This is a genomic window from Sphingopyxis sp., from assembly GCF_050725615.1.
GTDB lineage: Bacteria > Pseudomonadota > Alphaproteobacteria > Sphingomonadales > Sphingomonadaceae > Sphingopyxis.
Genome location: NZ_JBOHHU010000115.1, coordinates 1 through 11,726, shown reverse-complemented (window position 1 = coordinate 11,726; position 11,726 = coordinate 1). Strand labels below are relative to the sequence as shown.

Annotated in this window: 12 protein-coding genes; all 12 read left to right on the top strand. The window is 67.0% G+C overall.

Translation table 11 applies throughout. The features are described 5' to 3' along the window. Positions 1-453 (top strand): peptidylprolyl isomerase (locus ACREB7_RS19135; protein WP_431593860.1); only part of this gene is annotated, 453 nt, incomplete at its 5' end. A gap of 162 nt (positions 454-615) precedes the next feature. Then, a complete protein-coding gene (locus ACREB7_RS19130; RefSeq protein ID WP_431593859.1) occupies positions 616-1,410 on the top strand; it encodes an outer membrane protein assembly factor BamD in 795 nt (264 codons plus the stop codon). A 46-nt stretch (positions 1,411-1,456) separates the two neighbouring features. Then, the gene (gene recN / locus ACREB7_RS19125) at positions 1,457-3,142 is read left to right on the top strand and encodes a DNA repair protein RecN (RefSeq protein WP_431593858.1); all 1,686 of its coding nucleotides are present in this window, start codon (positions 1,457-1,459) and stop codon (positions 3,140-3,142) included. Beyond that, positions 3,139-3,444 (top strand): hypothetical protein, encoded by a 306-nt coding sequence (locus ACREB7_RS19120; protein ID WP_431593857.1) that lies wholly within the window; start codon positions 3,139-3,141, stop codon positions 3,442-3,444. Before recN ends, ACREB7_RS19120 begins: the two co-directional genes overlap by 4 nt. Then, complete coding sequence (locus tag ACREB7_RS19115) at positions 3,441-4,133, top strand: GNAT family N-acetyltransferase (protein ID WP_431593856.1); 693 nt, start codon at positions 3,441-3,443, stop codon at positions 4,131-4,133. The genes ACREB7_RS19120 and ACREB7_RS19115 overlap by 4 nt, the downstream gene beginning before the upstream one ends. Then, positions 4,130-4,522, top strand: coding sequence for a putative quinol monooxygenase (locus ACREB7_RS19110; RefSeq protein ID WP_431593855.1), 393 nt, complete (start codon positions 4,130-4,132; stop codon positions 4,520-4,522). The genes ACREB7_RS19115 and ACREB7_RS19110 overlap by 4 nt, the downstream gene beginning before the upstream one ends. Before the next feature lie 85 nt (positions 4,523-4,607). Next, positions 4,608-5,246 carry a hypothetical protein gene (locus tag ACREB7_RS19105; RefSeq protein ID WP_431593854.1) on the top strand — a complete coding sequence of 213 codons (639 nt, stop codon included), beginning with the start codon at positions 4,608-4,610 and terminating at the stop codon, positions 5,244-5,246. A gap of 1 nt (position 5,247) precedes the next feature. Then, positions 5,248-5,811, top strand: coding sequence for a hypothetical protein (locus ACREB7_RS19100; protein WP_431593853.1), 564 nt, complete (start codon positions 5,248-5,250; stop codon positions 5,809-5,811). Positions 5,812-5,840: 29 nt separating this feature from the next. Beyond that, a complete protein-coding gene (ligA, locus tag ACREB7_RS19095; RefSeq protein WP_431593861.1) occupies positions 5,841-7,937 on the top strand; it encodes an NAD-dependent DNA ligase LigA in 2,097 nt (698 codons plus the stop codon). 92 nt (positions 7,938-8,029) lie between these two features. Next, positions 8,030-9,169 (top strand): sterol desaturase family protein, encoded by a 1,140-nt coding sequence (locus ACREB7_RS19090; protein ID WP_431593852.1) that lies wholly within the window; start codon positions 8,030-8,032, stop codon positions 9,167-9,169. Positions 9,170-9,209: 40 nt separating this feature from the next. After that, entirely contained in the window at positions 9,210-9,602 is a 393-nt protein-coding gene (locus ACREB7_RS19085) for a hypothetical protein (RefSeq protein ID WP_431593851.1), read from the top strand. Between the two features lie 70 nt (positions 9,603-9,672). Beyond that, positions 9,673-11,694 (top strand): TonB-dependent receptor family protein, encoded by a 2,022-nt coding sequence (locus tag ACREB7_RS19080; RefSeq protein WP_431593850.1) that lies wholly within the window; start codon positions 9,673-9,675, stop codon positions 11,692-11,694. Positions 11,695-11,726 lie beyond the last annotated feature (32 nt).

The window sequence follows — 11,726 nt, the reverse complement described above, 5'->3', positions numbered from 1 at the left end:
GCCCAGGACCTGGTGTCGCTGTCCACGCGCAGCTGGGGGCCCGCGAGCCAGTTGATCCAGGCGGGCAATCGCGGCGACGCGCGCAAAAATTACCCGCAGATCGCGCATGAGCCGACCAATGTCACCGGGCTGACCAACTGCAAGGGCGCGCTGGTGATGGCGCGGCTGGCGCCCGGCGATGCGACGACCGATTTTTTCCTCTTGCTCTCCGACATCCCGGGTTTCGACGCCGATCCGTCGCAAAGCGGCGACAATGCGGGCTTTGCGGTGTTCGGCGAATTGGTCGGCGGCGCCGATGTCGCCGCGAAGATCTTCGCCGCGCCGATCTCGCCGACGGCGGGCGAGGGGGTGATGGTCGGTCAGATTCTCGACCCGATGGTGACGATCAAAAGCGCGCGCCGCGTTCCCGCGCCCGCCGACGCGCCGAAAGGCTGTATCGTCAAAGCGCCGTAAATCCGCATTGGGTTTTGCGGCACCCGCCCGCTCCCCCACCCGGCCTCCCCAACGATAGTAGCCTATGGGAGGCCGAGTGGGGGAGCGGGCCGGTGCCGAAACCTCGACAAAACGCCCTATCATTTATTTTGCGTTCATCCGCGCTGTGGCTATACCGCGCGCATGACTCAGCGTCCCACCCTGCGCGCCTCGACGCGCCTGCTCGCCGCCGCCCTTGTGATCACCCCCCTGCTGGCGGCTTGCGCCGGGGGCAGCGGCGTCAAAAAGGACACGCGTTATGTCGCGCGCGACGTCAACACGCTGTACCGCGCGGCGCAGGACCGGCTCGATCGCCAGCAATATGGGCTCGCCGCGGCGCTGTTCGACGAGGTCGAGCGCCAGCATCCCTATTCGCCCTGGGCGCGCCGCGCGCAGCTGATGAGCTCGTTCAGCTATTATATGGACCGCGAATATACCCCGGCGGTCGAGGCGGCGCAGCGCTTCCTGTCGATCCATCCGGGCAACAAGGACGCGCCTTATGCCTATTATCTGATCGGACTCAGCTATTATGAGCAGATCAGCGACGTCACCCGCGACCAGAAAATCACCCAGCAGGCGCTCGCCGCGCTGGGCGAGGTGATCCGTCGCTATCCCGACAGCCGCTACGCCGCCGACGCGCGGCTCAAGATCGACCTGGTGCAGGACCATCTGGCGGGCAAGGAAATGGAGATCGGCCGTTTCTATCAGCGCAGTTCGAACTGGCTGGCCGCGTCGATCCGTTTCCGCGAAGTGACCGAGAAATTCCAGTCGACGAGCCACACGCCCGAGGCGCTCTATCGCCTGACCGAATGTTATCTGGCGCTGGGCGTGCCGTCGGAAGCCAAGAAATCGGCCGCCGTGCTCGGTGCCAATTATCCGGGCAGCAAATGGTACAGCCGCGCCTATCAGCTGATGCAGAAGAATGCGCCTTCCGCGTAACGCGCGGGGCGTGGATTCGCTTTTTGTTCTGATGTAAGGGCGGGTCATGCTGACGGCCCTGTCCATCGCCAATATCGTCCTGATCGAACGGCTCGACCTCGATTTCGCGGCCGGGCTCGGTGTACTCACCGGTGAGACCGGGGCGGGCAAGTCGATCCTGCTCGACGCGCTCGGGCTGGCCTTGGGGGCGCGCGCCGACAGCGCGCTGGTGCGCCAGGGGAGCGACAAGGCGCAGGTGACCGCCAGTTTCGCGCCGCCCGCGCCCGATACCCCGCTCGCCAGACTGCTCGCCGAAAATGAGATCGAAGTCGAACCCGGCGAATCCCTGCTGATCCGCCGCACGCTGAAGGCCGACGGCGGCAGCCGCGCTTTCCTGGGCGACCAGCCCTGTTCGGCGGCGCTGCTGCGCGAGGTTGGGGCGCATCTGGTCGAAATCCACGGCCAGCACGATGACCGCGGCCTGCTCGCGCCGGCGGGTCACCGCGCGCTGCTCGACAGCTACGGCCGCTGCGATAGTGCCGCTGTTGCCGCGGCGCATGGCGCATGGCGTAGCGCCGAGGCTCGCCTTTCGGCGGCGCGCGCGTCGCTCGACGAGGCCGAGCGCGACCGCGACTGGCTGACGCATTGCGTCGCCGAACTCGCGACCCTCGCGCCGCAACCGGGCGAAGAAGCCGAACTCGCCGAGGCGCGCAGCGCGATGCAGAAGGGCGAGCGGATCGCCGGGGATATGGGCGCGATCATGGCGGCGTTCGAGGGCAGCGACAGCGGCCCTGCGCAACTCCGCGCTGCGGCGCGGCGGCTCGACCGGCTCGCGGGCGACCATCCTTTGCTCGCGGAAGCGCTCGCCGGGCTCGACCGCGCGATCATCGAGGCAGACGAGGCCGAGCAGAGGCTGAACGAAGCCGCGCGCGCGCTCGAATATGACCCGGCGCGGCTTGAGGAAACCGAGACGCGATTGTTCGAACTGCGCGCGATGGCGCGCAAGCATCATGTCCAGCCCGATGCGCTGGCGGAACTGGCGGGCGAGCTCGCGGCGCGGCTCGATGCGATCGAGGGCGGCAACGAGGGTCTGGCGAAACTCGAGGCAGAGGTGGCGGCAAAGGCTGCGGCCTACACCCATGCCGCGACCGCGCTGTCCGATGCGCGAGCGAAAGCGGCGGCAAGGCTCGACAAGGCGGTAGCGGGCGAACTGGTTCCGCTCAAGCTCGACGCGGCGCGCTTCCAGACGCTGGTCGAGCGCCTGCCCGCCGAGCGCTGGGGGGCGGAGGGCATGGATCGCGTCGAATTCCTGATATCGACCAACCCCGGCGCGCCCTTCGCGCCGCTGATCAAGATCGCGTCGGGCGGCGAACTGTCGCGCTTCATCCTCGCCTTGAAAGTGGCGCTCGCCGAAGAGGGCGGCGCGGAGACGATCATCTTCGACGAAATCGACCGCGGCGTCGGCGGCGCGGTGGCGAGCGCGATCGGCGAACGACTGGCGCGGCTGGCCGGTGGGACGGGTGGCGGCGCGGGCAAACAATTGCTCGCGGTGACGCACAGCCCGCAGGTCGCGGCGAAGGGTGCGGCGCATTTCCTGATCGCCAAGTCGAGCCAGGGCACCGTCACCCGCACCGGCGTCCGCGCGCTCGACGACGCCGAACGCCGCGAGGAAATCGCGCGGATGCTGTCGGGAGCGACCGTGACCGAAGAGGCGCGGGCGCAGGCCGAGCGGCTGCTGGAGGTCGCGGCATGACACGGCGGGGGAACGCCCTTCGTCTCATTCAGTCGGGCAGAATAGTCCTCGCGCTCCTGATTCCACTGCCATTTTTCCTGTTCCGCTATGTCTGGGACGCCGTTAATTCCTTTTATCATCCGGAAACCTACGACCCGCAGCGCTTTTGGCTGTCGAGCATCCCCGAACTGGCAATCGCGGTCGCGGCGGCGTTGTTTGTCGGGTTCTGGCGTTTTCGGTCGCAAGATGTTGGGAAGACCATGGTTTTCATCGGGCTTGCGATTGTTGCTGCGTCGGTGGCTTTGGTCGGCTTTGCTTTATGAGGACGATCACCCACCCCCTCGACCGCCCCGTCTGGTCGATGCTCACCGGCCGCCAGGCGCATCTCGCGGAGGGCGACCCCGCCCTCGCGCTGCGGATCGACCGTGGCTACGGCGTCTTCGGCATCCCCGCCGACGACAGCCCGGCAGCACAGGCGGCGCTCGCGGCGCATGTCCCGCCGGGCGAGGAATTGTGGATCGTCGACGGCGAGCCTTGGCCGCTGCCTCCCGGCACCCGCGAAGTGAAGCGCGCGCTGCTCGCGCAGATGGTCGCCGAAGGGCCACCGCCCGCCCCGCGCGATGGCGAACCGCCGATCATCGCGCTGGGCGATGCCGACGCCGCCGAAATGGCCGCGCTCGCCGATCATGCCAAACCCGGCCCCTGGGGGCCCAAGACGCATCTTTATGGCCCCTTCTTCGGCGTCCGGGAGGATGGCCGCCTGCTCGCCATGGCGGGCCAGCGCATGCTCATGCCCGGCATGGCCGAGGTCAGCGGGGTGTCGACATGGGAAGATTGCCGCGGTCGCGGGCTGGCGCGCGCGCTGATCGGGCATGTCATGCGCGCGATGGTCGCGCGCGGCGAAACGCCCTTCCTGCACAGCTATGCTGACAATGCGGGCGCGATCGCGCTTTATGAATCGCTGGGGTTCCGCATCCGCCGCGAGGTGCATGTGCTGGCGATCGCCCGATGAACCGGCGCGAGCATCTCGCGCTGCTCGCGATGGCGGCGATGTTGTTGCCCGCGTCGAAGTTGCGCGCATTGGAGACGAAGATGGAAGAAGCCGACCCGCAATATGGCCTGATCGGCCAGATGATCGCGCAGCCCGGCCAGCGCGCGGCGCTCGCCGCGATCCTCGCCGAATCCACCGCCGAAATGCCGGGCAATTTCGCCTATCTGGTCGGCGAGGACAGCGCCAACGCCGACGCGTTGTGGATCGTCGAAATCTGGTCCGACAAGGATGCGCATGCCGCGTCGCTTGGGCTGCCCGCCGTGCAGGCGGCGATCAGGCTGGCGCGTCCGATGATCGCGGGCTTTGGCCAGCGGATCGAGTTCCGGCCGGTTGCATCCCTGCGGCGCTGACACCGGCCGTCGACCGGGTGCAAAGCAGCTTGCCGATTCGGATCGCGCTGCTATCCGATCCTCTTGTGGGAAAGGGGAGATCATCATGGTGAATCGGTTTTTGTCGGTGCGGGCCAAGACCTTGGCGGTTTTTGCGGCGCTGATGCTGCTGATCGCGCCGACGGCGGCGCAGGCGGCGAAATGGTTTGTCGACAACGCGCTCGGCGAGGTGAAGGCCGAGGAGAAAAAGACCCCGGCGACGCCGAAGCCGGTCCAGTTGATCTTTGAATTCCAGCGCGACGGCGCCCCCAATCCCCGCGCGACCAAGGAGGTCAAGCCGTGGATCATCGAGGCGCTGCAAAAGAGCGGTGCGTTCAGCGAGGTCGTCGAGGCGCCGGTCGCCGGCGGCGCGGTCCTCAGCATCACCTTCAACAATATCGTGAAGCAGGACGAGGTCGACAAGGCCAAGAAGGATGGCTTTCGCGCCGGTCTCGGTTTCGGCCTGTTCGGCGGGGTCGTCGCGACCGACCGCTATGACGTGACCTTCGAATATCTGCCCGGCGAGGGGGCGGCGTCGATCAAGACGCTGGTCCAGCACGCGCTGCACATGAAATATGGCAAGAAGGATGTCGAAATTCCGGGCACCCAAGTCAAGAATGTGACCGAAGCGGTGAAGACGGTGGTGCGCCAGGCGACCGATCGCGGCGTCAACAACATCGTCTCCGACCCTGCTTTCCCGCAATAAGATGGCGGGACGCCGGTTCCGGGCGCTCGGCGCCGCGCTCGTCGTGCTGGCGCTGTCCGGCTGCGTCCATGCGCGGATCGACGAAACCGCGCCGTCGATCGAGACGTTGAAGCTGCTGCGCGCGGCGGACGCGCCGCCGATCGCGGTCGGCCCCTTCGTCGATGCTGGCGGGGCGGCGCCGATCGCGCGCACCGTCGTCATCCGCGGTTCGACGCTCAGCCCGCCGAAGGGCGCGGGCTTCGCCGAGTTCCTCGGGCTGAGCTTCGAGAAGGAACTGAAGGCGGCCGCCCGCTTCGACGCCAACGCCCCGGTGGCGATCGCGGGACGGCTGATCGAAAGCCGCGCCGGCGAGACGCACGCCTCGCTCGGCGTGCGCATTTCGGTGCTGCGCGGCGGGGTCGCGGGCTTTTCCAAGGATTATCGGGTCGAAACGCGGTGGAAGGGCGATTTTATCGGCGCCATCGCTATTCCGGAGGCCTTTCGCCAGTATAATGCGCTCTACCCGCTGCTCGTGCGGCAGGTCTTTGCCGATCCCGCCCTGTTGGAAGCCCTGAAATCGCCGTGACCACCGAAGCCGATGCCGCCAACGAACTGATGCGTCTTGCCCGGACGATCGCTTATCACAGCAAGCGCTATCATGCCGAGGACGCGCCCGAGATTTCGGACGCCGATTATGACGCGCTCGTCCGCCGCAACAACGAACTCGAAGCGGCTTTCCCGCATCTGATCCGTCCCGACAGCCCGAACAACGCCGTCGGCGCTGCGGTCGGGGCCTCGCCGCTTGCCAAGGTCACCCATGCCCAGCGGATGATGAGCCTCGACAATGCGTTCAGCGGCGAGGATGTGGCGGAGTTCTTGGCGCGGGTGCGGCGCTTCCTCAACCTGCCCGAGGACGCCGCCGTCGCGCTGACCGCCGAGGACAAGATCGACGGGCTGTCCTGCTCGCTGCGTTATGAACGGGGCAGGCTGGTGCAGGCGGCGACGCGCGGCGACGGCAGCGTCGGCGAGGATGTCACGCCGAATGTCGCGACGATATCGGACATTCCGCAGCAGCTCGCGGGCGATGTCCCCGACGTTTTCGAGATTCGCGGCGAGGTCTATATGGCCAAGGGCGACTTCGCGGCGCTCAACGCGCGCTTGCTCGCCGAGGCCGAGGACCCCGAAAAGGCGCGTCAGTTCGCCAATCCGCGCAACGCCGCGGCGGGATCGCTGCGTCAGAAAGATGCGAGCGTCACCGCCTCGCGCCCGCTGCGCTTCCTCGCGCACGGCTGGGGCGAGGTCAGCGATGTGCCCGCCGCGACGCAATATGAGATGATGAAGCGGATCGAGAGCTGGGGTGTCCCGGTGTCGCCGCTGCTGGGGCGCTTCGAGAGCGTTGCGGACGTGCTCGCCCATTATGCGACGATCGAAGCCGAGCGCGCCGAGCTTCCCTATGATATCGACGGCGTCGTCTACAAGGTCGACCGGCTCGACTGGCAGGGTCGGCTGGGTTTCGTGGCGAAGGCGCCGCGCTGGGCGATCGCGCATAAATTCCCCGCCGAACGCGCGCAGACCACATTGGAAGCCATAGATATCCAGGTCGGGCGCACCGGCAAGCTCACCCCGGTCGGGCGGCTCGTGCCGGTCACCGTCGGCGGCGTGGTCGTGTCGAACGTCACGCTCCACAACCGCGACGAGATCGGCCGCCTCGGCGTACGCCCCGGCGACCGCGTCGTCATCCAGCGCGCGGGCGACGTCATCCCTCAGGTGGTCGAGAATCTGACGCGCGAGGAAGAGCGCGCCGCATATATATTTCCCGACCATTGCCCGGTGTGCGGCAGCGAGGCGGTCGCCGAGGAAGGCGAGGTCGATGTGCGCTGCACCGGCGGCCTCATCTGCAACGCGCAGAAATTCGAGCGCCTGCGTCATTTCGTCAGCCGCGGCGCGCTCGACATCGAAGGGCTGGGCGAGAAGAGCATCCAGGAATTTCTCGATCTTGGCTGGCTCGACAAAGGGCCGGCCGATATCTTCCGTCTGAAAAATCACCGCGACGCACTTTTGACGCGCGAGGGGTGGAAAGAAAAGTCGGTCGACAATCTTTTCGCGGCGATCGAGGCGAAACGCTCGCCCGACGCCGCGCGGCTGCTCTTCGGCCTCGGCATCCGCCATGTCGGCGCGGTGACCGCGCGCGACCTGCTCAAGGGCCTCGGTGACATCGCGCGGCTTCCCGATAAAGCCGCCGAGCTGCACGGCTGGCTCGAAGCGAACCCGCAGGGCGAGAGCGAATCCGACGGCAAATATGGCACCCGCAAGCTCGAGGCGATCAAGGCGATCCTCGAGGTGCGCGCCGACGGTATCGGTCCCGCAGTGGCGGAGGCGCTCGGCGATTTCTTCCACGAACCGCACAACCGCGAGCTGTGGGACGACCTGCTGAGTGAGGTGTCGCCGCCGCCCTACATCGTCGAAACCCGCGAGAGCGAAGTTTCGGGCATGACCGTCGTCTTCACCGGCAAGCTCGAAACGATGAGCCGCGACGAGGCCAAGGCGCAGGCCGAGGCGCTCGGCGCCAAGGCGGCGGGCAGCGTCAGCGCCAAGACCGACCTGGTGGTCGCGGGGCCCGGCGCGGGATCGAAACTCAAACAGGCGGCGGCGCTCGGCGTCCGCGTGATCGACGAGGCGGATTGGGCCGCGATCGTCGCGGCGGCGGGTTAGGGCGATTTCAACCGGTGCGCGTCATCACAGACGGCGTCGGCAAAATGCTGTGAGGGGACGACATGGCGAAGCGTGATTTTCTGGACCACCTGATGAGCGATCTCGAATCGCATACCGAGGTGCGGCGGTTCGGCAGCGGCTGGCTGTCGGGTTTCTTCGCCTTGCTGTTCGGGGTCGTCGGCTTCGGGCTGGTGATCGCGCTGCGTTTTCCCGACTGGTTCGCGACCCCCGAACTGGCGATCGTCAAGAACTGGGGCGGCTTTCGCGGGGTCGTCCACCTGATCCTGCTCGCCAGCTACGGCCTCGCGCTGCTCAGCCTGTTGCTGCGACCGCGCAAGGCGTTGGGGGCGACTGCGCTGATGGTCGCGCTCGCCGCGACGCTGATCGGCGGCGCCAATGTCCAGCCCGCCGAAACGCGCGACTGGGGGATTTTCTTCGGACTCGACTTCTTCGTCGTCAACCTGCTGATCACCGGCTTCATGTTCGCGCCGCTGGAGCGCGCCTTCCCGCATCGCCGCGCGCAGCGCCTGTTCCGCACCGAATGGCGCGAGGATCTTTTCTATTATCTGGTCAGCACGATGTTCGTGCAGGTGCTCGGTTTCCTCGCGCTCGCGCCGCAGCAATTCGTCAACGACCATACCAACAGCTGGGATGCGTTCCGCGCCGGGGTCGCCGCGCTGCCGTGGATCGTGCAATTCGTCATCGTCCTGATCGCGTCGGACATGGTGCAATATTGGTTCCATCGCACCTTCCATCGCTACCCCTTCCTCTGGGGTTTCCACGCGGTGCACCACAGCGCCAAGTCGATGGACTGGCTCGCGGGATCGCGGATGCATTTCATCGAGATCATCCTGCTCCGCGCGATCACCTCGCTGCCGCTGTTCACGCTGGGCTTCAGCCCCTCGGTGATGCAGGCCTATATCGGCTTCGTCTACGTCTGGTCGTCGCTGCTCCACGCCAATGTCGGGGGCAATTTCAACCGGCTCGGCCACTGGGTCGCGACCCCGCGTTTCCATCACTGGCACCATGGGCTGGAACGTGAGGCGTTCGACGTCAATTTCGCGATCCACTTCCCGTGGATCGACAAATTGTTCGGCACCTTCCACCTGCCCAAGGACCGCTGGCCCGAAAATTACGGCATTCCCGAGGATGTGCCCAAAAACTATTGGGGCCAATTGCTCTATCCGTGGACGCGCACCGGCAAGAAGACCGACGAGACGCCGGCTGAATAGCGGCTTGTCAGCATCGCGGACGCGGCATAGGAGCCGCCGCGTGGGCATCCTCGCCGCCTTTCGCCGTCCGGGCATATTTCTCTTGCTGCCGCTGCTGCTCGCGCTCGCCGCGCGCATCCTTGTCGCGCCGGGCTGGATGATCGAAACCGACAGCAACGGGTCGATCACCGTGCGGGTCTGTTCGGACCCGGCCAACCCGGGCGGGACGACGACGATCGCGATTGAAAAATCGGGCGGCCACGAAGTCGGCGAGGGGCAGCAGCATTGCCCCTGGGGCGCGCTCGCGGTCGCGCCGATCACGCCCCAAACCCCCATGCTTCCGGCCGCGCCGCTGCTTGGCGAACCGGTGCCGGTCGCCACCCCGACGCTCGGCTATGCGCCGGGCATCGCTTCGCCGCTGCCGCCGAGTACCGGACCACCTGTCTTCGCCTGAACCAGCCTGATCTGGCCGCCCGCGCGCCCGCGCGGCGCGGCTCCATGCCTGTATCCAGGGAAGACCATCCATGAATAACCACGCCTATCGCGCGGCGCCCTTGCTCGCGCTTGCCTGCCTGTCCGTTTCCGCCCAAGCCGAAGACGCCGCGTCGGACGCGACGATCATCGTCACCGCGCCGGGGTCCACCGACGCCGCCGAGGAGCGGGTCGCCCAGACCCCCGGCGGCGCCGACGTCGTCGGCTATGAAGATTATGCCGACAAATCGATCATGTCGTTGCGCGACACGCTCGCCTTCTCGCCCGGCGTCTATCTCCAGCCGCGTTATGGACAGGAGGTACGGATTTCGATTCGCGGATCGGGCCTGTCGCGCGGTTTCCATATGCGCGGACTGACGCTGCTCCAGGATGGGGTGCCGATCAGCCTCGCCGACGACAATGGCGATTTCCAGGAACTGGAACCGATCTTCTTCGACCATCTGGAGGTCTATCGCGGCGCCAACGCGCTGCGCTTCGGTTCGGGCACCCTCGGCGGCGCGGTCAATGGCGTGACGCCGACCGGCCGCACGGCAGAGGGCGTCTATCTGCGCGGCGACGTGGGGAGTTTCGACAGCGTGCGCGGGCTCGTCTCGGCGGGTGTCGCGGGGCAACAGGTCGACGCCTGGGGTGCGGTCAGCGCCGACACGTCGGACGGCGACCGCGATCATGTGCAGCGGCGCAGCTTGCGCTTCCACGGCAATGTCGGCCTGAAATTCAGCGACACCGTCGCGACCCGTTTTTACGCGAGCTACAACGACATCCGGCAGGACATCCCGGGCGCGCTGACGTTTGATCAGGCGCTGACCACGCCGCGCATGGCGAGCGCGGCGGCGGTGGCGGGCGATCAGGCGCGCGACATCATGTCGCTTCGGTTGCAGAACCGCACCTCGTTCGACTGGGGCGCGGTTCGGCTCGACATCGGCGGCTTCGTCAACGCCAAGTCGCTCTACCACCCGATCTTCCAGGTGATCGACCAGGAGAGCGTCGACCGTGGGGGCTTCTTCCGGCTCGATTATGACGGCGGTCTCGTCGCGGCGACGGTCGGCGGCGAGCTGCGCGTCGGCGACACCGCATCGAAACGCTTCGTCAACCTCGCCGGCAAGCGCGGCGCCAAGACCTTCGAGGCCGAGCAGGATGCGCGCACCGCGACCCTCTATGGCGAAGTCCGGCTGAGCCCGGTCGAGCCGCTGACGCTCGTCGCGGGCGGCATCTATGCCGACGGCACAAGGCGGCAGGCGATCGCCTTCAACAGCGCCGCGCCGGCGCAGACGGGCACGGTCGGCCGCGCCGATTTCTCTGCCTTATCGCCCAAGGTCGGGTTGCTGTTCGAACCGGCGGCGGGCATGCAAATCTATGCGAACTACAGCCGCTCGGTCGAATTCCCGGGCTTCAACGAACTCGCGCAGGTCGCGACCTTCGTCCCGCTCGACCCCCAACGCGCCTGGACGGCGGAGATCGGCACGCGCGGCAAGGCCGGGACGCTGAGCTGGGACATCAGCCTCTACCGCGCCGATATCAGGGGCGAGATGCTGCAGTTCCTAGTCGGCCCCGACATCCCCGCATCGACCTTCAACGCCGGGCGCACGCGGCATGAAGGGATCGAGGCGTCGCTCGAATGGGGCCCCGCCGACTGGCTGCGGCTGCGGCAGGTCTATACTTACAGCGACTTTCGTTTCCGCGATGACTCCCAGTTCGGCGACAACCGCCTGCCGGTGGTGCCGAAACATGCCTATCGGGCGGAGGCGCGGATCGGCACCGACGCGCTGCATGTCGCGCCGAATATCGAATGGGTCCCCGACGGCCCCTATGCCGATTACCGCAACCTGGTCCGCACCCCCGGCTATGCCTTGCTCGGCGTGACGGGAGGGGCGCGGATCGCCGAAGGCATCGACGCCTTTGTCGATGTCCGCAACGTCACGGGCAAAAAAGCGATCGGCGATATCAGCGCGGCGATCAATGTCACGGCGCCGTCGGTGGTCTCGCCGGCCGCCTCGGCGATCTATTACCCGGTCGAGCGCCGTGCGATTTCCGCCGGCATTCGCGCGCGCTTCTAAAGGGCAGGCGGCCCGGCATCGCTCTCCACCGA